17 protein-coding genes are annotated in these 24005 nt (G+C 67.2%); 14 read left to right on the top strand and 3 right to left on the bottom strand.

The window, feature by feature from the left end; genetic code table 11:
* Positions 1-26 precede the first annotated feature (26 nt).
* The 12 genes from gmd to AC1RQK_RS25575 all read left to right on the top strand — a co-directional run bounded on the left by gmd (position 27) and on the right by AC1RQK_RS25575 (position 16635).
* Positions 27-1145 (top strand): GDP-mannose 4,6-dehydratase, encoded by a 1119-nt coding sequence (gmd, locus tag AC1RQK_RS25630; RefSeq protein WP_492811800.1) that lies wholly within the window; start codon positions 27-29, stop codon positions 1143-1145.
* 5 nt (positions 1146-1150) lie between these two features.
* Complete coding sequence (locus AC1RQK_RS25625; protein WP_492371812.1) at positions 1151-2140, top strand: GDP-L-fucose synthase family protein; 990 nt, start codon at positions 1151-1153, stop codon at positions 2138-2140.
* 19 nt (positions 2141-2159) lie between these two features.
* Complete coding sequence (locus AC1RQK_RS25620) at positions 2160-3335, top strand: glycosyltransferase family 4 protein (protein WP_492371811.1); 1176 nt, start codon at positions 2160-2162, stop codon at positions 3333-3335.
* A 191-nt stretch (positions 3336-3526) separates the two neighbouring features.
* The gene (locus tag AC1RQK_RS25615; RefSeq protein WP_492811799.1) at positions 3527-4831 is read left to right on the top strand and encodes a glycosyltransferase WbuB; all 1305 of its coding nucleotides are present in this window, start codon (positions 3527-3529) and stop codon (positions 4829-4831) included.
* A gap of 120 nt (positions 4832-4951) precedes the next feature.
* On the top strand, positions 4952-6226 hold the full coding sequence (locus tag AC1RQK_RS25610) for an acyltransferase family protein (protein WP_492811798.1): 1275 nt from the start codon (positions 4952-4954) through the stop codon (positions 6224-6226).
* Positions 6227-6239: 13 nt separating this feature from the next.
* Entirely contained in the window at positions 6240-7751 is a 1512-nt protein-coding gene (locus AC1RQK_RS25605; RefSeq protein ID WP_492811797.1) for a hypothetical protein, read from the top strand.
* Positions 7748-8956, top strand: a complete 1209-nt coding sequence (locus tag AC1RQK_RS25600) for a glycosyltransferase (RefSeq protein WP_174424572.1) — start codon at positions 7748-7750, stop codon at positions 8954-8956. The genes AC1RQK_RS25605 and AC1RQK_RS25600 overlap by 4 nt, the downstream gene beginning before the upstream one ends.
* A gap of 148 nt (positions 8957-9104) precedes the next feature.
* Positions 9105-10847 carry an FAD-dependent oxidoreductase gene (locus AC1RQK_RS25595; protein WP_492811796.1) on the top strand — a complete coding sequence of 581 codons (1743 nt, stop codon included), beginning with the start codon at positions 9105-9107 and terminating at the stop codon, positions 10845-10847.
* A 177-nt stretch (positions 10848-11024) separates the two neighbouring features.
* Positions 11025-12182 (top strand): polysaccharide biosynthesis/export family protein, encoded by a 1158-nt coding sequence (locus AC1RQK_RS25590; protein ID WP_492811795.1) that lies wholly within the window; start codon positions 11025-11027, stop codon positions 12180-12182.
* Between the two features lie 56 nt (positions 12183-12238).
* Positions 12239-13024 carry a Crp/Fnr family transcriptional regulator gene (locus tag AC1RQK_RS25585; protein ID WP_492371848.1) on the top strand — a complete coding sequence of 262 codons (786 nt, stop codon included), beginning with the start codon at positions 12239-12241 and terminating at the stop codon, positions 13022-13024.
* A 65-nt stretch (positions 13025-13089) separates the two neighbouring features.
* Positions 13090-15573: a polysaccharide biosynthesis tyrosine autokinase gene (locus AC1RQK_RS25580; RefSeq protein ID WP_492811794.1), complete on the top strand. Its 2484-nt coding sequence runs from the start codon at positions 13090-13092 to the stop codon at positions 15571-15573.
* A gap of 120 nt (positions 15574-15693) precedes the next feature.
* A complete protein-coding gene (locus tag AC1RQK_RS25575) occupies positions 15694-16635 on the top strand; it encodes a LysR substrate-binding domain-containing protein (protein ID WP_492371804.1) in 942 nt (313 codons plus the stop codon).
* Positions 16636-16650: 15 nt separating this feature from the next.
* On the opposite strand, the gene AC1RQK_RS25570 is transcribed toward AC1RQK_RS25575, so the two are convergent.
* Both AC1RQK_RS25570 and AC1RQK_RS25565 read right to left on the bottom strand, forming a co-directional pair.
* A complete protein-coding gene (locus AC1RQK_RS25570; protein WP_492371803.1) occupies positions 16651-17511 on the bottom strand; it encodes a transglutaminase-like domain-containing protein in 861 nt (286 codons plus the stop codon).
* 212 nt (positions 17512-17723) lie between these two features.
* Positions 17724-18377 carry a LuxR C-terminal-related transcriptional regulator gene (locus AC1RQK_RS25565; protein WP_492811793.1) on the bottom strand — a complete coding sequence of 218 codons (654 nt, stop codon included), beginning with the start codon at positions 18375-18377 and terminating at the stop codon, positions 17724-17726.
* Positions 18378-19121: 744 nt separating this feature from the next.
* Between AC1RQK_RS25565 and AC1RQK_RS25560 the strand changes: the two genes are divergently transcribed.
* Positions 19122-19760 carry a response regulator gene (locus AC1RQK_RS25560; protein ID WP_492371801.1) on the top strand — a complete coding sequence of 213 codons (639 nt, stop codon included), beginning with the start codon at positions 19122-19124 and terminating at the stop codon, positions 19758-19760.
* A 104-nt stretch (positions 19761-19864) separates the two neighbouring features.
* Positions 19865-20560 carry an Hpt domain-containing protein gene (locus AC1RQK_RS25555; protein ID WP_492811792.1) on the top strand — a complete coding sequence of 232 codons (696 nt, stop codon included), beginning with the start codon at positions 19865-19867 and terminating at the stop codon, positions 20558-20560.
* A gap of 45 nt (positions 20561-20605) precedes the next feature.
* Here the strand turns inward: AC1RQK_RS25555 and AC1RQK_RS25550 are convergent, their stop codons facing one another.
* Complete coding sequence (locus tag AC1RQK_RS25550) at positions 20606-23989, bottom strand: ATP-binding protein (protein ID WP_492811791.1); 3384 nt, start codon at positions 23987-23989, stop codon at positions 20606-20608.
* Between the last annotated feature and the right edge of the window lie 16 nt (positions 23990-24005).

Below are 24005 nucleotides of genomic sequence, written 5' to 3'. Positions count from 1 at the left end.
TACCAACGCAAGGCGGGAGAACGACAATGACGCGCAAGGTTGCTCTGATCACTGGTGTTACCGGGCAGGACGGTTCCTATCTGGCTGAGTTGCTGCTCGAAAAGGGATACGACGTGCACGGCATCAAGCGCCGCACCTCCCTGTTCAATACAGACCGCATCGATCACCTTTACCGCGAGCGGCACGATCCCGACCGGCACTTCTTCCTGCACCACGGTGACCTGACGGATGCCACCAGCATGCTGCGCGTCATCCAGCAGGTGATGCCCGACGAGATCTACAACCTGGCGGCCCAGAGCCATGTGGCCGTCTCGTTCGAGGAACCCGAGTACACGGCCAATGCCGACGGCCTTGGCACGCTGCGCATCCTGGAGGCCATCCGCATCCTCGGGCTGCAGAAAAAAACACGCTTCTACCAGGCTTCCACCTCCGAGCTGTACGGGCTGGTGCAGGAGATCCCGCAGAAGGAGTCCACGCCGTTCTATCCGCGCAGCCCCTACGCGGTGGCCAAGCTCTATGCCTACTGGATCACGGTCAACTATCGCGAGGCCTACGGCATGTACGCCTGCAACGGCATCCTCTTCAATCATGAGTCTCCGGTGCGCGGCGAGACCTTCGTCACCCGCAAGATCACGCGGGCGATCTCGCGCATCGCGGTCGGGCTGCAGGACGAGTTCTACCTGGGCAACCTGTCCGCGCTGCGTGACTGGGGCCATGCGCGCGACTATGTGGAGATGCAATGGCTGATGCTGCAGCAGGACCAGCCGGAGGACTTCGTGATCGCCAGCGGCGAGCAGTACAGCGTGCGCGAGTTCGTCCAGTGCGCCGCCGCCGAGCTAGGCGTCACCGTGCGATTCGAGGGCAGCGGCGTGGATGAGGTCGGGATCGTGGAGTCTGTCAGGGGCAAGGAAACCAAGCTCACCCCGGGCAAGGTGATCGTGCGTGTGGATCCGGCGTATTTCCGGCCCACCGAGGTGGAGACCTTGCTGGGCGACCCGTCCAAGGCCCATGCCAAGCTGGGCTGGGCGCCGCGTACGCCGTTCTCCAAGCTGGTCAAGGAGATGGTCCGCTCCGACTTCCAGATTGCCCGGCGCGATGCGCTGGTGACGCTGGCCGGCTTCCAGGCGCTGGAACACCACGAGTAAGCGCCATGGACAAGAACACCGTCTTCTTTATCGCAGGCCACAACGGCATGGTGGGCTCCGCGCTGGTGCGGCGCCTGCGGGCCGATGGCTACCGCAACCTGGTGACGCGGGACCGCGCCGAGCTGGACCTGACGGACCAGGGCGCGGTGCACCGCTTCTTTGCCGACGAGGGCATCGAGGTGGTGCTGCTTGCCGCTGCGCGCGTCGGCGGCATCCTTGCCAATGCCACGCGGCCGGCCAGCTTCCTATACGAGAACCTGGTCATCGAGACCAACGTGATCCACGCCGCGTACCAGGCAGGTGTGGGGCGGCTGGTGTTCTTTGGCTCTTCCTGCATCTATCCACGCGACTGCGCGCAGCCGATCCGCGAGGAGTACCTGCTGACGGGCGCGCTGGAGCCCACCAACGAGGCCTACGCCATCGCCAAGATCGCCGGGCTGAAACTCTGCGAGGCCTACAACCGGCAGTTCGGCACCCGCTATCTCTCGGTCATGCCGACCAACCTGTACGGCCCCAACGACAACTACGACCTCGCCACCAGCCACGTGCTGCCGGCGCTGATCAGCAAGGCCTGCACGGCAACCCGGCAAGGCGCCCCAAGCATGACCATCTGGGGCACCGGCAAGCCGCGCCGCGAGTTCCTGCATGTGGATGACCTCGCGTCGGCCACGCTGTTCCTGCTGGAGCGCGAGGTGCCGCAAGGCGTATTCAACGTAGGCACGGGCCGGGACTTGCCGATCCGCGAGCTGGCGGAGCGGATCTGCCGCATTGCCGGCTTCGAGGGCGAACTTGTGTTCGATACCTCCAAGCCGGACGGCACGCCTTGCAAGCTGCTTGATGTTTCGAAACTGGGGCAGATCGGCTGGCGGCCCGCGATCGGCCTTGATGAAGGGATTTCCGCCATCTACCAGGAGTATTCGCGGCGCATGGAAGAGGGGTTGCCCAGGGTCGAGCAGGCAGGGGCAACAGCGCTCTCCGGTGCCGTTATCGAGTGACCGCAAACAGGAGATAACAATGTCAGGCTCAGTCACGATATTCCACAACGTAGTCTGGTCGCGCCACAAGGGCGCGGTGTTCTCGGCGTTGCACAGCCAGTCTGCGGCAAGCTCGATCCATTACGACATGGTGCAGATCGCGGAGACGGAGCACTTCCGGCTCGGCTTCTCGGACGTCGACTACTCGTTTCACAACTATCCCATGCACCAGCTGTACGCCGGCTGCTATGAGGATGTGCCGCGCTGGAAGATGACTGCGCGCCTGACCTGGGAAGTGCTCAAGGCCAAGGGTGAGCTGGTGGTGCTGCCGGGCTACCACCGCCCGGAATACTGGGCGATGCTGCTGGCCTGCATCGTCACCGGCAAGCGGCGCGCGGTGTTTTGCGACTCCACCGGGCGGGACCGGCCGCGGCGCATGCTGACCTCCATTCCCAAGCGCGTGTTCTTCTCGCTGTGCCACGGCTACTTTGGTTTTGGCGAGCGCAGCCGCGAATACCTGATGTCGCTCGGCGCCAAGCCGGAGCGGATCTTCACGCCCTGCCAGGCGGCCGCCATGCCGGCCACCTACAAGCCGGAGCAAGCCCTGCAGCAGCGCCTGAAGCACCGCGCCGACGGTGCGCCTGTGTTCCTGTATGTGGGCCGCCTGTCGGAAGAAAAGGGGCTGGACACCCTGCTGGAAGCCTTCGCCGGCGTGCACAAGACGATGCCGTCGGCAACGCTGCGGCTGGTCGGCACCGGGCCGATGTCAGGCACCCTGCGCCAGATGGCGGCGGAGCTCGGCCTTGAGGCCGCGGTATGCCAGGTCGGCAGCCTGCAGGACGAAGGCTTGTCCAAGGAGTACTACCGGGCGGCCTGCATGGTCTTGCCCAGCCATAGCGAGCCGTGGGGCCTGGTGGTCAACGAGGCGCTCGCCCATGGCTGCCCGGCGGTGGTCAGCGAGAACTGCGGCTGCGTGCCGGAACTGGTGCTCGAAGGCGAGACCGGGTTTGCGGTGCCGGCGCGCAGCGCCGCCGCGCTGCAGGCCGGCATGACCCGCGCGGTGGCGGCGTTCGCGGATACCCAGGCCACCGCGGAGCGGTGCCTGTCCGTGATCCGGCGCTTCGATCCGGCGAACGCCGCGTCGAATATCGCGCGCGGCTGCGCCGCGATGCTGAGCGAGCCGGAAGTGCATCAGCGAACGGGCGTGCAGACCTAAGCCAGGACCCAGCCAGGACCAGCCCGCTTTTCTTCCTGCCGCGTGTCTTGACCTTGCGATGGCCTTTGCGGCCATTGCAGGGAGGGTTGCGCGTGTTCGCTGCATGCGCAGCGCTCCCTGGTCGGCCGGCTGGCCGGGAGGAAGGCGTCACGTTGCCGGAGTGACACACGCAGAACCGAATGGAGAGTCCCGTGAGAATCCTGATCTGCGGACAGAACTATGCGCCGGAGCTGACCGGAATCGGCAAATACACCGCCGAGATGGCCGAAGCGCTGGCCGCCAGCGGGCATGAGGTCCGCGTGGTCTGCGCGCCCCCTTACTACCCCGGCTGGCGCGTGGGCGAGGGATATTCCGCCTGGCGCTACACCCGCGAGCTGCGCGGCGGCGTGCAGGTGCATCGCGCGCCGTTGTGGGTGCCCGCGCGCCCGACCGGCGCTACGCGCCTGCTGCATCTCGCCAGCTTCGCGCTTGGCGCGCTGCCGTCCTTGCTCAGGCAGGTGCTATGGCGCCCGGACGCCGTGATGGCGATTGCCCCCAACTTGATGAGCGTGCCCGCCACATGGATGGTGGCGCGCCTGGCCGGCGCCAGGACCTGGCTCCACGTGCAGGACTATGAAGTCGATGCTGCCTTCGAGCTGGGCATGCTTAAAGGCGCAAGGCTGCGGCGCGCGGCGCTTGCCACGGAGCGTCTCCTGATGCGCCGCTTCGACGTGGTGTCCACCATCTCGGAGAAGATGGCCGAGCATGCGGTGCGCAAGGGCGTGGCCAGCACGCGCGTGTTCCGCCTGCCCAACTGGGTGGACACCACCGCCATCTACCCGCTGGAGCGGCCCAGCACCTATCGCGAGGAGCTCGGCATTGCGCCGGACCAGAAGGTGGTGCTCTATGCGGGCAACATGGGCGAGAAGCAAGGCCTGGAAATCCTGGTGTGCGCGGTTGCCGCACTGGCCGGCAATGCCGGCATCACCTTTGTCTTCTGCGGCAACGGCCCGGCCCGGGCCATGCTGGAAACCCACTGCGCCGGGCTGGACAACTGCCGCTTCCTGCCGCTGCAGCCCGTCGACCGGCTAAACGAACTGTTGAACCTGGCGGACATCCACGTGCTGCCCCAGCGCGGCGATGCGGCCGACCTGGTCATGCCCTCCAAGCTGACCGGCATGTTTGCCAGCGGGCGCGCCATCGTCGCCATGGCGCTGCCGGGGACCGAGCTGTTCGCGGCAGTATCGCCGCGCGGGGTTGCGGTGCCCCCGGACGACGTCGAGGCCCTGGCGGGCGCCATCAAGCGGCTCGCGGCATCGCCCGCGCTGCGTGCGGAGCTAGGGGCCGCGGCGCGCGGCTACGCCGAGGCCACGCTGTCCGCCGCCGCCGTGCTGTCCCGCTTCGACGCCAGGCTGCGCGCGTTGTGTGGAGAAGGCTCGGCCCGGCCCGCGGCGGGGGAGCCCCGCGTCGGGGACGAACTCCCGGCCAACGTATTGCAGCCGGAGAAGGTGGAGTAGGTGCTGTAGGTGCGGTAGGTGCGGTAGGTGCGGTAGGCGGCGTAGGCCGGGTGTCGCGCACGCAACAACAAGAAAGCAGGCGCAGAACCAAGTGCAAAAAAAAGACAGGGGAGGTGAAGCATGTCAGCGACACAACCAGGCGCGGCGCCAGCACAAGGCCGAGCGGCAGCGCGGCCTTACGGCACGGCGACGGCAAGCCACGCCGTGGGGACTTTGCCCGCGCTCACCAGCATCCGCTTCCTGGCGGCGCTGACCGTCGTGCTCTGCCACTTCACCGAGATCGGCGTGCTCAACGGCCCGGTGTGGTTCCTGCAACTGGCCGACGGCGGCCGGCCGGCTGTCTCGCTGTTCTTCGTGCTGTCCGGCTTTGTGCTGACCTTCACCTACCGGGACAAGATCGGCCTGCCAGGCGGCGCTGCCGCGTTCTACGCCGCGCGCTTCGCCAGGATCTACCCGGTGCTGGTGCTGTCGCTGCTGTTGTCGCTGCCGGTGACGGTGTGGCTCTTGCATACGGGCGACAGCGAGCTGTTGCGCGAGTGGTATGGGCTCAAGGGGTCGTACGTCGCGATGCTGGCGGTGAGCCTCGTGGCCCAGTTGCTGGCGCTGACCGCGTGGCTGCCGTTCTCGGCGCTCAACCAGCCATGGAACGGACCGGCCTGGAGCATCTCCTGCGAGGCCTTCTTCTACGCCTTGTTTCCGTTGCTGCTACGCCGGCTGGAAAAGCGTGGCAGCGGCGCGCTGGCGCTGCTGTGCCTGGCGCTGTGGCTGTTGCAAGGTGCCTGGATCGCGCTGCTGCTGGCGGTGCTGCCGCCGTCGCGGCATGGCTTTCTGGTGGCGCAGTTTCCGCTGACCCACCTTTTCGAGTTCGTGCTCGGTGTCTGCGCGGGCATTGCCTACGCGCGGCTGCGTGGCGCCGGCGGCAGCCGGCACGCGCTCGGCATGGCCCTGGTGGCGGTGGCGGTTTGCGCGATCGGCGCGCTGGCGGTGCTGCGCCCGCTCAGTCCCGCCTTCTACCTGCAGGCGCCGTTCTTTGGCGCGCTGATCCTTGGCCTTGCCTTGCTGGAGCGGCCGGTGGCAGGCGTGCTGCACCGGCGCTGGCTGGTGTCGCTTGGTGAAGCCAGCTTCGCGCTCTACCTGATTCACGTACCGCTGGCGCGCATGGCTTACCTGGCCGGCTGGCGCCAGCAGGCCGGCTGGCTGGCGATGGCCCTGGCCATCTTGCTGAGCGTGGCCATCTACCGCTATGTCGAGGAACCGATGCGCCGGCAGTTGCGGCGCCGGCTGGCGCGCCCGCGCATAGTGCTGCCCGCAGTGCTGTCCGTGGTGCCGCCTGTGCCGCCGCCCGCATCGGCGGCCCAGGCACCGGCCGTGCCGGTGCAAGCCTCCAACGGATGAAGGAGGGCCCGCCATGCGCAACCGCTTCGCGACCATCTGGATATGGCTGATGCTATGCCCGCTGGCAGTGGATTTCAAAAGCGTCGATGAAAACGGCAGCCGCCTGACGCAGATCCTGCTGACCTTGCCGGTGATCGCGGCGGGCATTGCCCTGGCCTTGATCGCGCCGCGCTTTGTCACGCGCACCCGGTTGAGCTCGGCGGTCATGGCCGCGTTGCTGCTGACCGTGCCGGGCAGCATCGTCCCGCAGTGGATCCAGGGCAACGATGTTGGCAATTACCTGCGCGTGCTGTTGCCGTTCATGCTGTTCCTGATCGGCTACCTGGCCGCGCGCCATCCGTGGCCGCAAGAGCGCCTGACGCAGATCGAGTCGGCGATGTTCGCCGCCATGGTGACGTCGCTGCTGTTCAGCTTTGCCTATGGCATGGCGGTGGGGGGCGGGCTGGAGACGGTGCGCTTTCGCATTGTCTCGGTGGTCTTTCTGGCGACGCAGGGCGTGCTGCTGCACGAGTTCGTCATTGCCAGGCGCGTGACCAGGTTCACCGTGCTGCTGTTCATCGGCACCGTGACCATCGAGATGCTCAGCGTCACGCGCAGCTTGCTGGTCGGCACGGCGTTGCTGTTCTGCTTTGCCACGTGGCTGAGCGCGGCGTCGCTGCGCCATCTGCTCAAGGCGGTGCTGCGCGCGGTCGTCATCACGACGGTGCTGGTAGGCGGCACCGCGTTGATTGGCTCGGCGCTGTTTCCGAGCGTCGCCGCGCACTGGACCCAGCGGATTGCGGCGGGCAAGGCAACCGCTTCCGGCATCGACCCGACGACCGCCACCCGGCTCGCCGAGCTCAAGGACCAGTATGACCAGGTCATCTCGAACACGACGTCGCTCGTGGTCGGCAAAGGCTACGGGCATTTCTATCGTTATTCGCCCGCTTACCTGAAGGCGCTCTCCGGGCAGATGAGCGAGAAAGAGTTCTATGCCATCAACGAGTGGACGGCGGGGCATAACTTCTGGGTCTACCAGTTGTTCGCTGGCGGCTTGCTGTTTGGCATCGCGTTTCCCGCCATCGTGCTGTTCTCGCTCTATCGCGGCAGCATGGCCTATCGCCACTGGCGGCGCGTGGCGCCGAACGCGCCCAACCTGGCCGTGATGGGCCGCGCCTTGCTGGTGCTGGCGGCGCTGCCGGCCACGTCGATCGGCGGCAATCCGCTGGGCCCGCGCTTTTCCGGCGTGGTGTACGGCGTGGCGCTGGGCCTGCTGGTGGCCACGCATGCGCAGCTGGCCCGCTCGACGGCCGCGAAGCTCGCCGCGCAGGGCGCGGCGGCCGAACGCGCGCGGCAGGCACGACAGGCAAAACAGGGAAGGCCCAGGCGAGCCCCGCTGGCGGGGGCGCCCGCGCTCAGGCCCGGGACCTATCCACCGATGCTGACAACGATAGCCCACGCGCCGGCTGCCAACGCGGCCGGCGACGACCAGCCCGAGCGTGCGCCCAAGCGTCTGCGATTTGCCCCGCAAGGAGTCGACCGATGAACATCCTTCACCTGCTTTCATCGATCGATCCCAGGCTGGGCGGACCTGTGGAATGCGTGCGCCAGGGCAGCGCCCAGCTTGTCGCGCAGGGCCATCGCGTGGAGGTGCTGTCGCTCGATCCGCCGGATGCGCCCTACCTGGCCGACTTCCCCTTGCCTTTGCACGTGCTGGGGCCCGCGCGCGGCTACTACCACTACTCGCCGCGGCTGGTGCCCTGGCTGCGCGAGCATGCGCAGGAGTTCGACGCGGTCATCATCAACGGCCTGTGGCAATACCATGGCTTTGGCGCATGGCGCGCGTTGCGCAAGCTGCAGGTGCCGTACTACGTCTACCCGCACGGCATGCTCGATCCCTGGTTCAAGCGCGCCTACCCGCGCAAGCACCTGAAGAAGTGGCTCTACTGGCCGTGGGCCGAGTACCGCGTATTGCGCGATGCGCGAGCCGTGTTGTTTACCGCCGAGGAAGAGCGGCGCCTGGCCAGCCAGTCCTTCTGGCTGTACCGCGCCAGGGAATCGGTCGTGAGCCTTGGCACGCAGTCGCCGCCCCCGGAGCACGACGCCGACGGCGTGGCGTTGCGCGAGCGCTTCCTGGCGGCATACCCCGAGCTGCGCGGCAAGCGCATCGTCTTGTTTCTTGGCCGCGTGCACGAGAAGAAAGGCTGCGACCTGCTGATCGATGCCTTTGCCCGCGTGGCGGCGCTGGACCCGCAGGCGCACCTCGTGATCGCGGGCCCCGATAGCGCGGGATGGGTGCCGCGGCTGCAGTCGCAGGCCGCAGCGCGTGGCATCGGCGCACGCGTGAGCTGGCCCGGCATGCTGCGCGCAGAGATGAAGTGGGGCGCGTTCTACGCCAGCGATGTGTTCGCACTGCCCTCGCACCAGGAGAATTTCGGCATCGCGGTGGCCGAGGCGCTGGGTTGCGCCGTGCCCGCGCTGATCTCCGACAAGGTCAACATCTGGCGCGAGATCGAGCGCGACGGCGCGGGCCTTGCCGCGCCCGACACCGTCGAGGGATGCGAGGCGCTGCTGCGGCGCTGGCTCTCCATGGACGACGCCCAGCGCGTGCAGATGCGCGCCTGCGCCAAGGCAACGTTCAACCGGCGCTTCACCGTGGAAAGCATGGCTCGCGACCTGCTGCGCGTGCTGCAGTCCGGCGAGCCGGCGCAGGCCGTGATGGAACCCGAGTGGCTGGGCCGCGATGCCTGATGCGGGATGCGGGATGCGTCCGGCAACGCACGCGCTTGGCCGCGGTTAGCGCAATGTTGGCGCACGCGAGCGAGGGCGTCGTACGAAGATGGAAGCGGGAAGGGTAGCGGCAATCCGTCTTGAAACCGGCCAACAGGGGGAGCAGTAGATGTTTATCGACACCAGAAAGCTCGAAGAGGACGCCGTGGTGCACACTACCGTCTGCATCATCGGCGCCGGGGTGGCCGGCATCACGCTGGCGCTGGAGATGCAGCGGCTTGGCATCGATGCCTGCTTGCTGGAGAGTGGCGGCTACAAGGCCGACGACGACACGCGCGACCTCTATCGCGGCGAGAACATCGGGCTGCCCTATACCTTCGCCGATGGCAGCCGTAGCCGCTTTCTCGGCGGCAGCAGCAATTGCTGGGGCGGCTGGTGCCGCCCGCTGGACCCGTGGGACCTGGAAAAGCGCAGCTGGGTGGCGCACAGCGGCTGGCCGTTCGGGCTCGATGAGCTCACCCCATATTACGAGCGCACCCATGCGCTGCTCAAGCTCGGGCCCAACAACTTCGATCCCGCTTACTGGGAGGCAGCCATCCGCCGTCCCGACGTGCGGCGCCTGCCGCTGATCGGCGAGCATATCCGCGACACGATCTCGCAGTTCAGCCCGCCGGCCCGCTTTGGCAAGCTGTACCGCGAGCCGCTGGAACAGTCGCATCGCGTCAAGGTGTATCTCTACGCCAACGTGGTCGACATCGGCACCAATGCCGATGCCACGTCGGTGACGCAGGTCTCGGTCGCCACGCTCAGCGGGCGGCGCATCAAGGTGGCGGCGCGCTTGTTCGTGCTGGCCACGGGCGGCATCGAAAACGCGCGCCTGCTGCTGGCATCGAACAAGGTGCAGCCTGCCGGCCTGGGCAATGGCGCGGACCTGGTGGGCCGCTATTTCATGGACCATCCGCGGCTGATGTCCGGCAGTGTCCGCTTCAACAAGGGATGGGCGCGCAACAAGCTCTACGACATCAAGTACCACTACCAGAACGCGGCGGTGAGTGCCAACGGCACCTATGTCTCCTCGCAATTCGCGCTCAAGCCCGCCGTGCTGGAGCGCGAAGGCCTGCTCAATGCGCGGGTGTGGTTCTTCTCGATGTTCTATGGCGAAGGCAGCAAAGGCGCGGAGGCGCTGTTCCGCACCAAGCAGGCACTGCTGAAGAAGGACCAGCCAGGCCACAGCCTCACCCGGGACCTGCTGACCATGGCCGCGCATCCGGTCGACACCGTGGGCTTCGGGCTGACCCGGCTGATGCAGCCGCGCTCGCTGATCACCGACGTCAAGATGCAGGCTATCGTGGAGGCCGATCCCGATCCGGACAGCCGGGTGACGCTGTCCGAACACCGCGACCGGCTCGGCGTGCCGCGAGTGCGGGTGCACTGGCGCGTGGGCAGCCTGGTGCAGCGTACCTTTGACCGCACCTTTGCGCTGCTGGCGCAGGAGCTGCAAAGCAGCGGCGTGGCGCAAGTCACGCTGGATCCACCCGTGGAGGGCCAGCCCTGGCCGGCCGCGCTCGAAGGTACCTGGCACCACATGGGCACCACACGCATGCATGATTCGCCAGCAATGGGAGTAGTGGACCGTAATAGCCGCGTCCACGGCATCTCGAATCTCTACGTGGCCGGCAGTTCGGTGTTCCCGACCGTCGGCGCGAATTTTCCCACCATCACCATTGCTGCGCTGGCATTGCGCCTGGGCGGGCACATCGCACGGGAGCTTGGCATGCCGTGCGCGACCTACACGAGCGACGGCATGCCGCAGCGCAGGGCGCCTGCACGCGAGCCTGAGCAAGCGATGACGCTGGCGGGCGCGGGCATGGCGGCTGCGGCGCAGGGCCTGGAGCCCTTGCGGGAGGAGTGACTTCGGGGGCCAGGCTTGGGCGCGGGCGTGCCTGCGCGACTGTGGCCTAACGTACATAGAGACCAGGTATTGGCGCGAATCTTGCGGCTATCCGGGGGGGCGGAATCCCAGATGGATCGTTGCAGGCGCAGCGCCCTCGAACGACTTGAATGCGGTTCACGACAAGGAGACGCTGCCATGGCAACCAGGATCTTTCCCGCTCTTGCATTCGTTGCCGTTCTTGGTGGATGCGCTTGGGCGCCGGGCCCGGCACTGGACTCGAGTCGCCTGCATGACGACATCGGCGCCAAGACTGGTACGGAAGCTTACCCGGTGCAACTGATCAACTCGGCGGTGATCTCCCGCCAGATTGACGCGGTTGCTGCGACCAACAGCCAGGTGACACCCGCCACGGGCGCGAACCTTGCCCAGAGCATCGCGAAGTATGAATACCGCATCGGCCCGCAGGACCTGCTGGGCGTCACGGTGCTGTACAACCCGCAACTGAGCTCCAGCGCGGCGAACATGCAACCTATTCCGATCGCGCCCGGCGCCGACGGCGCGCAACAGCAGGCGCCGCTGGAGCAGAACGGGTTTCGCGTCGGCGCCAATGGCGAGGCCTACTATCCGCCCGTGGGCATGCTGCGGGTTGGTGGAAAGACCGTGGAGCAGGTGCGCAGCATGATCTCCACGGCGTTGTCCAAGGAGATCCGGGACCCGCGGGTCGACGTGCGCGTGGTGTCGTACCGCAACAGCCGGATCGACGTCACGGGGCTGGTGAAGAACCCGGGATCGTTGCAGGTCACCGATGTGCCGCTCTCGATGATCAACGCCATTGCGCGCACGGGCGGCACGTTGCCCGATGCCGACGTGCAGAAGGTCAGGCTGACGCGCGGCGACAAGGTCTACGAGCTGGACCTCGATACGCTGACCGAGCGGCGCAATGGTGTGGGTGATTTCCTCTTGCAGGGCGGCGACATCATCAACGTACCCGACCGGCTCTCCAGCCGGATCTTCGTGATGGGCGAAGTGGTCAAGCCGACCTCGCTGCTGATGAACAAGGGCCGGCTCACGCTGGCCGACGCGCTCGCCGGCGTCAACAGCATCGACATCCGCGCTGCCGACCCGCGCCAGGTCTTCGTGATCCGCGGCGCGCGCGAGAACCCGACCCAGCCAGCCGTGTACCGGCTTGACATGACACAGGTGGATGCTTTGCTGCTGTCGACGCAGTTCCGCATGGAGCCGCTCGACGTGGTGTATGTGGGCACGTCGGATGCCGTGCGCTTTAACCGGGTGCTCGAGCAGATTACGCCGACCATCCAGACCCTGTTCTTCACCAAGCAACTGGGCAAATAAACCAGGGCTGGGGGGCAGGCAGTTGGGTAGTTGGGGTCTTGCAGGGGGAACACATGATGCACAGCCAGCGATTCGCTCCGGACGTCAATCACCTCCTGCGCGGCTTGCCGCGCGACGACTGGGAGGCCATCTCCAACCACCTCGAACTGGTGCGCCTGCGCCCCGGGCAACTGTTGACCGATTGCGGGCAGCATACCAACCATGTGTATTTCCCGACCACGGCGGTCGTCTCCATGCTGTCCTTCCTGGAGGACGCCACTACCGTCGAGATCGCCACGGTCGGCAACGAGGGCATGGTCGGCATCCCGGTGGTGACGGGGGGCAATGCCATGCCCTACCGGCTGGAGGTGCACACGCCCGGGTTCGGCTACCGGCTGGCGGCGAACAAGCTGCGGCAAGAACTGCTGCGCTCGCCGGCAATCCTGCGGCTGACCCTGCTGTACGTGCAGGCATTGCTCACGCAGATCGCGCAGACCGCGGTGTGCAACCGCTATCACTCGCTTAACCAGCAGGTTTGCCGCTGGCTGCTGCTCGCCGTCGACCGCCTTTGCTCGAACGAGATCGCCATCACCCAGCAGGTCATTGCCACCAAGCTGGGCGTGCGCCGGGAGGGCGTGACCGAGGCCGCCAGGAAACTGGCGGATCTCGGGCTGATCCACTACAGCCGCGGCCACATCACGGTGATCGACCGGGTCCGGCTGGAGCTGCACGTCTGCGAGTGCTACGGCCTCGTCAGGCGCGAATACGGGCGCTTGCTGTCCACCGGGGATGACGGGCCGGCCTTGACGGAACGGGTGGGACACGCCCGCGCGCTGGCTGTCTGTGCGCATCACGCGCACTGAGCGCAGCAAGGGCTGCGCGGCATGTAGGGCATGTAGGGCATGGAGTGCAAGCGGGGGAGCCGAGCGTGATTACCTTTACCGAAGTGGGCTTGTCGCCGGCATCGCGGCAGCCGGGTTCCCGCGCGCGCTGGGGCGCGGCCCGGGCACTGCTTGACCATGCCGGCTGGATCCTTGCCGCCATGCTGCTTGGCGCGCTGTGCGGCGCGCTGTATGCGTGGTCGCTGCCTGCCATGTACGAGGCGGACGTACTGGTGCGCCCGGAGTCTGCCAGGCGCCTTGCGCTGAATGCGCAGGGCACGGCCAGCGCGGGGCAGCCCGCCGACGAACTGCGGCCGGATGCGATGACCAGCCGCGCGGTGCTGACGCCGGTGGTGCGGGAAACCCGGCTCGATATCACCGCGGCTGCGCGTACTGTGCCCGTGGCCGGCGCGCTATGGGCGCGGTTTGCCGGTGGCGCGCAGTTCGGGCAGCCTTCCAGGCCGCTGTCGACGCCGCTAGCCGCGCCGCTGGAGAGCCTGTCCGCCTACGCCTGGGGGGGTGAGCGGATCGACCTGATCGCCCTCAACGTGCCCGACGCGCTGCTCAACCAGCCATTGACGCTGGTGGCGCTGGGCGACCAGCGCTTTCGCCTGCTGAGCGAGGACGGCGCGTTGCTGCTGACGGGCAAGGTCGGCGACATCGCGCGGGGCAATGGTGTTTCGCTCAAGCTGGCGCAGCTCACCGCGCGCGCGGGAACCGAGTTCGTGGTGATGCGCCGCGACGCCATCACGGCTGTCGAGCTGCTGGCGCGCGGACTCAAGCTGGAGCCGCAGCGCGGCACGGCCACGGCAACCGGGCCGAATGGTGGAGCGGCGGGCGGCGCGGCTGGCGCGGCCGCTGGTGCAGCCGCCGACGCGGTGCGCATCGTCTGGCGCGACGCCGACCCGGAGCATGCCGCGGCCGTGGTCAATGCCGTGGCCCGCTCGATTGTCGATACGCAGGTTGGCCATCGGCGCGAGCAGGACAACCAGCAGCTGGATTTCGTCTCCAGCGAGCTGCCGCGCGTGAAGGCCGAGCTGGAGGCGGCCGAAGCGGCCTTGGCCCGGTACCGCGCGCGCGCCGGGTCATTGCAGCCTTCCCAGGAGTCGCAGTCCTACCTCAGCGGCAGCATCGAGTACCAGCGGCAGATCTCCGGGCTGCGGCTCGAGCGCGCGCGCCTGCTGCGCAATTACATGCCGCAGAGCCAGGAAGTGCGGGCGATCGACGAGCAGATCGAGCAGCTGCGCGGCGACAGGCGCAGCATGGATAGCCGGCGCCAAGGGCTGTCCGAGGCGGAGCGGGAGTCGGGGGCGCTCAGCCGCGACGTGAAGGTGGCCGAGGACATGTACATGTCCTTGCGCCGGCAGGCACAGTTGCTGTCTCTGGCGCAGTCCGACCAGAGCAGCGACGTGCGGCTCGTGGATCTTGCGGTGGCACCTGCGTTGCCGGCCGGCCCGAATCGGGCGCTGGTGACGGGCCTGGCGGCGCTGCTGGGCCTGTTGGCCGGCTCCGGGCTGGCGGCGCGCAAGAGCCGCGCGTTCCGGGGCATGGAGAGCGCTGCCGCGATCGAGGGGAGCCTGGCGTTGCCGATGGTGGGCGAGGTCGTGTTCAGCCCCGAGCAGCTCGAGCTGGAGCGCAAGAGCCTGGCGCAGCCGCGCCCCTTGCGCGCACCGGTCTTGTCCGCGTGCGAGCCGGGCCAGACGGTGCGGCTCGCACGCGGCACGGACGACGCGGCGCGGGCGAGCCTGCGGCACTGCGTGTCCACCGCTTCGGTGCACCCCGGCGCGGCGCATGAAGACACGGTGCTGCACGACCGGTACCTGCTCGCGCGGCAGTATCCGCATGCCCCGGCCGTTGAGGGGCTGCGCACCTTGCGCGCGTCGCTGCACTTCGCCATGGACGGCGCTGCCAACCACATCGTGGCCATCACCAGTGCCTCCGTGGGCGCGGGCAAGACCTTTGGCGCGGTCAACCTGGCCGTGCTGGCGGCGGAGGCCGGCATGCGCGTGCTGGTGGTCGACGCCGACCTGCGCCGTGCCCGCGTGGCCGGGCAGTTCGGCCTGGAGGGCACGCTGGGGCTGGCCGACCTGCTGGGCGGGGCCCTCACGCTGCATGATGCGATCCAGCCCACCGCTGTCGGCGGGCTGTGGCTGCTCTCGGCCGGCACGCGGCCGGCGAATCCATCCGAGCTGCTGATGCTGCCCGCCCTGCGGGAGGTGCTGCTCACCTGCGCCGCGGGCTTTGACCTGGTCCTCGTGGATACGCCCCCCATCCTCGCGGTGGCCGACGCCGCGCTGGTCAGCCGCGTTGCCGGCGCCACGCTGCTGTTCGTGCGCGCCGACATCACGCCGCAGGAGAAGGTGGCAGAGGCGCTCAGGTACCTGGACCGGGCCCACGCCAACGTGATCGGCGGCGTGCTCAATGGCTTGCAGGTGCGCCGTAGCAACCGGGAGCGCTGCGCCGAGACCAGCGACTACCTGCGCGCGAGCGCGCCGGAGGATGGCACGGTGCCGGCCTGGCGCATCGGCTGACCCGCCGTCTTCGACGTTTGCCTGCGTAGCGGCCATGGGCGCCGCCGCGTGCCCGCGTGTTCGTGCGGGCACGCGGCATGCCCGCCATCTTCTCCACCCTTTATCGACCAGAACGGCCTCATGAGAAGCACGAACGGCAGGCACCTGCCCGCGCTGTCCCACCTGGTGGCGCTAGAAGCTACCGTCAGGCTAGCCAGCGTGACCGGCGCGGCCGACGAGCTATGCCTGACGCAGAGCGCGGTCAGCAAGCAGTTGACCGAGCTCGAAGAATACCTCGGCGTGCCCATGCTGACCCGCCGCAAGGGCGCGGTCTCGCCCACCCAGGCAGGCGAGCAATATCTGCGCGCGGTCCGCAAGGTGATTGCCGAACTGGAGGAAGCCACGCTGGAGGTGCTGACAAGCAGGGGCAGCGGTGGCCGGCTCGATCTGCGCGTGCCGGTTTCGCTAGGCAATATCTGGTTGCTGCCGAGGCTGGCGGGGTTTGCCAAGGCCCATCCGCAGATCCAGGTCAACGTCACCGCCAAGGCAGGCACGGTGGATCTGCGTGCGTCCGGTCTGGACGGCGCGATCCAGGTTTGCACGGGCCTGCCCGAAGGGCATGTCGGCGTCAAGGTGATGCCACTGGCCTTGTTTCCGGTGTGCGTGCCCGAACTGCTGGCGCAGGCGGAGTCCGCCCAGGCTGCGCTGGAGCACCTGCCGCTGCTGCACCAGGCGGAGGCGCTGGAGGCGTGGGCGGGCTACTTCGACGTGATCGGCATGGCGGAGCGCAGGGCCCTGCGCGGGCCGCGCTATGCTTCACTGGCCATGGGGCTGCAAGCGGCGCTCAGCGGCATGGGGATCGCCCTGCTGCCCGATTACGTGGTGAGGGAGGACCTGAAGGCGGGGCGGTTGGTGCGGTTGCTGGACGCCACTTATGTCTCTCCCAAATCCTATTACTTTGTTTGCCTTGAGGACAAGTGGCATAGCCCGTTGGTCGGGGTCTTCGTGTCCTGGCTGCTGGCGGAGGTGGCGGCGGATACGCCACCCCGGATGCCCCCGCAGGTGCCAGCCGGGAATGAATAGGCCGGCCGCCACGCCTTACCAGGTGCAGATGCCCCAGTCGGTGTACAGCGGCATTTCCAGGCCGAGCGCCGTATCTGTCACCGCATGGATCTGCACGAAGGGCCGCTCGGACTCCACTTTGCCGAAGATCGCCGCGAACGGGATCTCACCCGCGTCCCGTCCCGTGCCGATGCGCAGCAGGCCCGTGGGAATGGAGGTGCCGGAGGGGTCGACGAGATACCACCTGCCCGACAGGAAGACTTCCACGAAGGCATGGAAATCCGGCGGCCCGAGCGCGGGATCCGCGCCGTAGTCCAGGCTGCTGGAGATGCGTGCGGGAATGCTCAGCGCCCGGCAGATGGCAATCATCAGGTGCGCGAAATCCCGGCACACGCCGATGCGCTCGACGATCGTATCCACGGCCGACGTGCGCTCATTGGTGGACGTCGAGAGGAAACGCACATGGTTGCGCGCCCATTCCCGGATTGCCACGATGCGCGAGTAGCCCCATGGCACCTTGCCGAACTCCCGCAGGGCAAACTCCATCAGGCGGTCGGATTCGCAGTAGCGGCTAGGCGCCAGGTAGGGCAGCACCTCGAAGGGCAGTTGCGCGATCGGCACTTCGTGCAAGGTCGAAGGATCGTCGAGGCGATGGTCGATATCGACCACGGCTTCATAGTGGATCGCCAGATGCCCCTTGGGGGCGCGCAGCCGGATCAGCCGGTTGCATAGCATGGCATCGGTGTACTGGTCCATGCGCAGCACGGGCGGCACCGTCAGACGCTCGGAAACAATGCTCTGGCGGGCGGTACGGGCGGCTTCGATGTTGAACAGGAAGTCAGCCTCGGCATCCAGGACTTCATACGACAGGTCCACCGAGTATCGAAGACGGTTCATTTGATGCCCCCTTGCCCGCGCGGCATGACAGGCGCTTGCTGATGAATAGTTCGTGACAGGGCTCGACGGATCGCCACGGCAGCCGTCAAGCGGGGATACGTGCCCGTCCATGGTCGCCGCCCCCCATGGGAAAGTCCAGTGAATCCGTTGAAAGCGCTTTGCAGGTGTCCCTTGTTCCCCCCAGCGCCTGGGCGCCCGCGCTCCTCTATCCTCTATCGCGGGCCGCTGTTCTTTGGCTGTGGCACCAGCTTGCCTGCGGCCCGCTTGCGGGGCCGGCCGAGCAGGCCGACGGAGATGGCGTAGCTGAAGAGATCCAGGTCGCCGCGCAGCCCGAGCTTGCGCATGGCGGACACCTTCTGGGTGCTGATGGTCTTGACGCTGCGCCCGAGACTCACGCCGATCTCGCTGACGGACATGCCCGACAGGTAGAGCCGGATCACATCGGTCTCGCGCGGGCTGAGGGCGCTGAACCGGGAGCGCACGTCCACGTCCGGCCCGGTGCTGTCCAGCAGTTGCCGGATCGTCGGCGACAGGTAGCGCACGCCGTCGAGCACCTGCGACAGGCCAACCGCGATATGCGAGGCATCGTCGAGCTTGCTGACCACCGACAAGCGCTCGAACCGGACCAGCCTGCCGATCTGCACGGGGTTGTCCAGCATGGTGACCACCAGAATCGACAGGGCGGGATAGCGCCGCCGCACGAACTCGATCATGTGCAGGCCGTCGCCATGGGCGCCGCCTGGCATCGCGTAGTCCGTCAGCAGGATGTCACACGGTTTCCGGCTGAGCGCCGCGAGGATTTCGGTGGAGTTCCTCGCGATGCCGGCGATCTCTATGCCATCGAACCGCGCCAGCAAGCCTCTCAAGCCCAGCAGGATGGTCGTCGGCGATGACGATGTGGGATTTGGCGTACGAGCGGTTAGCCGGCATGGGCACGGATCCACGACGACAATCGGCGGCAGCGCACGCATCGCGGGGACCGCTCCGTTGGCCCCGGCAACTGGCGTGGGCAAAGAGGGGTGACGTCGCTCATGGCAGAGTTCCTTGCGCTCCTGATTTGTGACTGCTGACTGTATCGCTGGGAACGCGATGCCGGTTTGAGAAATTTCCTCATTTCGCCGCAAGCGCGAGGGCGAGCCGGGAACTGCGCGGAAATGGTGTCCAAAGCAGAAAATTCTGGGGTTTGATTCAGCGCTGTCGTTGCCTGGGGAGACATTTCCTGCGGCACCGCTGCGCCGAGGCCCCGTGCTGGCGGAGTTGCCAGGCAGTCTGCGGGGCTTCATTAGCGCCTTTCTCCCCAGGTTTTTCCCCCGATTGCCTAGGAAACTTCCCAACGGAAAGCGCAGGGACGTCGCCATCCCTTGTATGGTCTCTCGTAAAAAGTGACCTTTTAGCACTTTTCCTGGTATTCCCAAGTGCCGAAACGACGTGCCCGCGCACGATGCAGGGGTGAGTTTCCTCTGCTTTGCGAAATTTCCGACGGCTCATTCGGAAGTTTCACGCCAGTTTTGGGGCAACTTCACCACATAATCCGCGCTTCACCTTTTAGTTGCCGGCTGTCGCCCGACGCAGGTGAGTTCGTTTTTTTGGCAGTCTTGGGGAGAGCGCGAGTGGCAATTATCCTGATCGTCGACGATCATCCCGCACTGCGCCTGGTGATCAAGACCCAGTTGTCGCAAGTGCTCGGGGTCAGCCATATTCTGGAAGCCGACAACGGCCAGACTGCCATTGAAGTCGCACGGCAGTTCGAGCCCGATCTTGCCGTGCTGGACCTGGATATTCCCCGTATCAGCGGGCTGGACGTGATCCCGCGCCTGAAGCGGATTTATCCGCCGATCCGGATCCTGGTGATTTCGGGTCAGGACCAGGCCGTCTTCGCGCCGCGGGTGCGGCGGGCGGGCGCCCAGGGCTTTGTCAGCAAGATGCAGGACATGAAGGAAATCGTGCGCTGCTTCGAATGGGTGATGGCCGGCTACACGGTGTTTCCCGAAATGCGTTATGAGCGCGAGCTGCCGCAGCTCAACCAGCGGCCGGATGAAGAGCGGCTCGCCTTGCTCTCGGACAAAGAGATTGTCATCCTGCAGATGCTGGTCAGGGGCTTGTCCAACAAGGCGATCGGAGACCTCTTATTTATCAGCAACAAAACGGTGAGCAGCCATAAGACCCGCATCATGGGCAAGCTGCGGGCTACCTCGCTGGTGGACTTGGTCGACTTAGCACGGCGCTGCCGCCTGACGCCTTCGCAATGACGCCAGCCAGTTGCCGCTCATTGGCAGCGGGGTAACAATATGCAGTTGTTCACAGAGGCAAATACATGATCCGTGCGCTATTACTCAGTACTACCGAGAGTGGCGTGCAAGCGTTGCAAATCAGCGGGCTGGCGGCCGTGCTTGCGGGCCTGGGCTTTTCCGTCGAGCACGTGGGCCTGGCCAGCCCGGATCCGGGGCGCGTCCAACGCGAGCCGCCCAGGCTGGCACTGGTCTGGCTGGCCGATGACCATGCCGGCGAGCTCGCCCGCAGCGACTTCGGCCTGTCCTCGGACAGTCTGTTGTTTTCGGTGGTTCAGGCCGGCGCGGACGCGAGCGTGGTTGATGCGGCCCGTGGCGCCGCCTTCGATGCCACGCTCAGCGCGCCGGTCAACGTCAGCTCGCTGGCGCACGCGCTGGCCGAGCACGGGTTTGTCGCGGTGTCGCCCGGCGAATGCGCGGCCGTCGGCACGCTGCTCGATACGCTCGCGGGTGGTGATGCGGATATCGTCAGGGACCTGGTGGACAGCCTGGTCGAGACCAATCGCATTGACCTCGAGATGATGCGCACGGCGCTGGCGGACGGCGCCTGGCAGCGGTTTGGCAGCGGGGCTCACCGCATCAAGGGCTCGGCCAGGATCCTGGAGTGCGGGGCCCTGGTCACGCTTTGCGGCCGGCTCGAATCCGCCGCCCAGTTCGGCGACCTCGCCACCGCGCAAGCCTTGCTGCCGATTCTTGCCCCAACGCTGGCGCACCTTGACGCGTCGCTGGCAGCGCTGCGCCCGCCCCCCCGGGCGGCCTGAGCGCTATCTCTGCTCTAAGCGCGATCACAACCGCTGCCCCGGCAGCTAGCCCGGTTGAGCGTTGCCCTTGGCTGTGCGCGCGCCGCTGCGCAGATGCCCGCGCAACGCGCGTTCCAGCGTGGCCAGTCCCACCGGCTTGACGATCACTTCGCTCATTCCCGAAGCCAGCGCAAGCTGGTGATCCTCGCTCTGCGCGCTCGCGGTGCAGCCGATGATGGGGATGCGGCCCAGCGCATCCCTGCGCGCGCGTATCGCCCGGGCCAGGTTGAAGCCATCCATCACCGGCATCATGCAGTCGCAGATGATCAGGTCCGCAGGGCACCGCTGCAGGTCCTGCAAGGCAATGGCGCCGTTCTCCGACGTCGCCACGCTAAGGCCAAGCCGCTCCAGCTGGCGCGCCATCAACAACCGGTTGGGCGCGTGGTCGTCCACGATGAGCACACGAGTGCCTGGTGCAAACAGCGCGATGCCCGCGTTGCCGGCAGGCGGTGCGTCTGCCGGGGGCGGCGAAGCCGAAACCTCCAGGTTGAGGTGCACCAGCACCTGCGTGCCGCGTCCCGGCTCGCTCTCCAGGGTAATCTCGCCCCCCATCTTGCGTACCAGGTTTTGTGCGATGGACAGGCCGAGGCCGGTGCCGCCGGTGTTCGCGCGCTCGGTTGACTCCACCTGGGAAAAGGGCCGGAACAGCTTGCCGATCGCCTGCGCGGGAATGCCGATGCCAGTGTCCGTGATGCTGAGGCACAGCGCTTGCGAGGCTCCCGGCGCGCCAGAGCCGTCGAGCCGGATATCCACGCTGCCGCGCTCGGTGAAGCGGATGGCATTGGAGAGAAAGTTGCTGATGACCTGCTTCATGCGAAGGATATCCACGCGATGCGCCGGCGCCACGGCATCGCTCACGCAGACGTTCAAGGCCACGCCCTTCTGGGCGGCGACGGGACCGAACATCTGCGTGACTTCATGCAGGCCCTGGCGCAGGCTGGCGGCACGGAGTTGCAGCGTGAATTGGCCGGCCTCCATCTTGGAGAGGTCCAGGATATCGTCCAGCAGCGACAGCAGCGATGTGGCCGCGCCATGCGCCGTGCCGAGTTGCTCGCGATCCTCGTGCTGGGCGTGCGGGCGCGTCAGCACCAGTTCCAGCATGCCGAGGATGGCGTTCATCGGCGTGCGTATCTCATGGCTGATCGATGCCAGGAATGTCGACTTGGCGCGGTTGGCCGCCTCGGCGCGGTTCTTGGCGGCAGCCAGTTCGGCCAGCATCTGCTGGCGTTCCGTCACATCGATCCAGCCGCCGACGATGCCGGCCGTGCTGCCATTGGCGCGGCGCAGCGGCACCACCCAGCTGATCACGCTGCGCGGCGTGTTGCCGATGGTCAGTTGGCGATCGGCGCTGGACGGCAGGCCGGTGCGCAGCACGCGTTGATATACGGCCATCAGTTCTTCGTGGCTGATATCGAGGTTGACGACGGAGCTCACGAAGGCCGGCCCGGTCCCGGCCAGCGCCCGCCGCGTCGTGCCCAGCGCCGTTTCGTAGGCGGTGTTGCAGGTGATCATGCGGAGCTGGTTGTCGCGAAGGTAGAGAGGCTGGGGAATGCCGTCGAGCACCGCCGTCTGGAACGCGACCTGGTCCTGCAAGGCACGCTCGGCCGCGGTGCGCTGGGTCACCTGCCGGCGCAGCGAGGTCACCCACGCCAGAAACAGCAGGCTGACCAGCAGCAGTGCGGTCGCGCCAGCCATCAGCCATGGCAAGAACTGGCGCCAGGCGAAGCCCGGCGCCCTGGGTTCTGTCCAGTGCGCGCGCATGGCGCCAAGCTCGTCGCGCGAGATGCTGAGGATGGCCTTGTTGATGATGCCCAGCAATTCCGGGTGCTGGCTGCTGACACCCACGCCGACTTCCAGCGGCACGCCGCCCGCGGCCGCGGCGATCTTGAGCCGGCCGGCATAGGTTTGCTTGATCATGTGGTCGGCCATGAAGGCGCTGGAGATGGTGGCATCCGCGCGTCCCGTGGCGACCATGCGGAACGCCTCATCGTATGAGTTGGTCTCGCGCTGGCTCACCGCGTAGCAGGCCCGCACGAGATCGTTGATCCCGTTGAGCGGCGGCCCCGCGATGACTTTGTTGGCAAGGTCGGACAGGCTCTTGATGCTGTCGTTGCCGGCGCGCGTGACAACGACCCAGTTGCCGGAAAAATAGGGCGCGCTGACCGAGAGCGGGGCGTTGCCGGTGGCGGCATGGTTTAGCGGCAGGACGGGCACCACGTCCAGCGTGCCGTTCTTGAGCGCGGCGGTCACGTCTGCGGCGCGGGCCGGCCAGTAAGGGACGAAACGCAGCCCGGTGCGCTGCGCGATCACTCGCAGCACTTGCTCGGTGAGCCCGTCCAGGCGTTGCCCGGCGTCGACGAACAGGAAGGGCACCTGGTCACGCGCCGCCAGGTAGCGCACCTCCGGATGCAGGGCTGTCCAGGCGCGCTCTGCCGTGGAGAGATTGAGCTTGTCGGTGATATCGAATTCGAGCGAGCTGGGCGTCCAGAAGGCGTCGATCTCGCGCTTGCGCGCCGCGGGCATCTGCGCCAGCGCCTGGTCGATGATCCGGCCCAGCGCGGGGTCGCTCACGGCGAACGTGATGCCCTCGTGCGCCAGCGGCGCGAAGTTGCGCGCCGTTAGTTCGTCGTAGCGGTATTGCTCGACGAGGTAGCCGGCCGCGGTGGCGTTGGTGACCATGACGAAGTCCGCATCCCGGGAGAGCTGGTCGAGCGCGCCGAGCAGGTTCTCGAACGGCAGCAGCCGCGCGCCAGGGTAGGCTCGCTGCAGCGAGGCCGGCGAGACTTCGCCCGCCAGGTAGCCGATGGCCCGGTTGGTCTGGCTGCGCGCACCGTCTCGCCGCGACACGACCTCGATCAGGCGCTGGTCGTGGTACGGCGCGGTTCGCGCGCCGGTGCCCGGGTTGTCCAGCGAGGTGGTGATCAGGTCGATGGCGCCGCTGGCCAGATGGCTGCGTGCCAGTTCGTGCGAGGGGTAGCGCTGGATCTGCGCCGGCACGCCAAGCCTGGCCACTACCACGGCAAGGTAGTCGGCGGAAATCCCGCGGTAGTCCCCACTCAGGTCGACCAGGTCGAACGGCGGCAGGTAGTTGCCAACCACGCCCACCCGCAAGGCCTTGTGCGCGCGGCGCCATGCATGCAACGCCGTATCGTCGCCCTGGGGCGCCGCGGCATGGTCGATGGCATCGCTTGGGCCGCCGGGGTCCAAGCGCACCTGTGCGTTCAGGCGCAACGTGCGCAGGGGCTCGGCAGGCAAGGTAGCCAGCGCTGGCGCGCCCTGGCAAAGCGCCAGCAGCAGCACAAACAGTTGTCGGCGCCACCAGTTGGCCGGCACGCACCGGCTCGCGGTGGGCGAGCCGTCCGCCGGATGCGGGGAACTGCAGATGCACATAAGGGATTCTCGAGGA

The sequence above is a fragment of the Cupriavidus sp. GW822-FHT02D05 genome (genome assembly GCF_058802485.1).
This window is presented reverse-complemented; position numbering and strand designations above follow the sequence as displayed.

Excerpts from the sequence above, each read along its gene's own strand:
- AC1RQK_RS25575 (WP_492371804.1), top strand. The coding sequence starts at position 15,694 with ATGAGAAGCACGAACGGCAGGCACCTGCCCGCGCTGTCCCACCTGGTG.
- AC1RQK_RS25610 (WP_492811798.1), top strand. The coding sequence starts at position 4,952 with ATGTCAGCGACACAACCAGGCGCGGCGCCAGCACAAGGCCGAGCGGCA.
- AC1RQK_RS25585 (WP_492371848.1), top strand. The coding sequence starts at position 12,239 with ATGCACAGCCAGCGATTCGCTCCGGACGTCAATCACCTCCTGCGCGGC.
- AC1RQK_RS25600 (WP_174424572.1), top strand. The coding sequence starts at position 7,748 with ATGAACATCCTTCACCTGCTTTCATCGATCGATCCCAGGCTGGGCGGA.
- AC1RQK_RS25625 (WP_492371812.1), top strand. The coding sequence starts at position 1,151 with ATGGACAAGAACACCGTCTTCTTTATCGCAGGCCACAACGGCATGGTG.
- AC1RQK_RS25590 (WP_492811795.1), top strand. The coding sequence starts at position 11,025 with ATGGCAACCAGGATCTTTCCCGCTCTTGCATTCGTTGCCGTTCTTGGT.
- gmd (WP_492811800.1), top strand. The coding sequence starts at position 27 with ATGACGCGCAAGGTTGCTCTGATCACTGGTGTTACCGGGCAGGACGGT.
- AC1RQK_RS25570 (WP_492371803.1), bottom strand. The coding sequence starts at position 17,511 with ATGAACCGTCTTCGATACTCGGTGGACCTGTCGTATGAAGTCCTGGAT.
- AC1RQK_RS25550 (WP_492811791.1), bottom strand. The coding sequence starts at position 23,989 with ATGTGCATCTGCAGTTCCCCGCATCCGGCGGACGGCTCGCCCACCGCG.
- AC1RQK_RS25620 (WP_492371811.1), top strand. The coding sequence starts at position 2,160 with ATGTCAGGCTCAGTCACGATATTCCACAACGTAGTCTGGTCGCGCCAC.
- AC1RQK_RS25605 (WP_492811797.1), top strand. The coding sequence starts at position 6,240 with ATGCGCAACCGCTTCGCGACCATCTGGATATGGCTGATGCTATGCCCG.
- AC1RQK_RS25595 (WP_492811796.1), top strand. The coding sequence starts at position 9,105 with ATGTTTATCGACACCAGAAAGCTCGAAGAGGACGCCGTGGTGCACACT.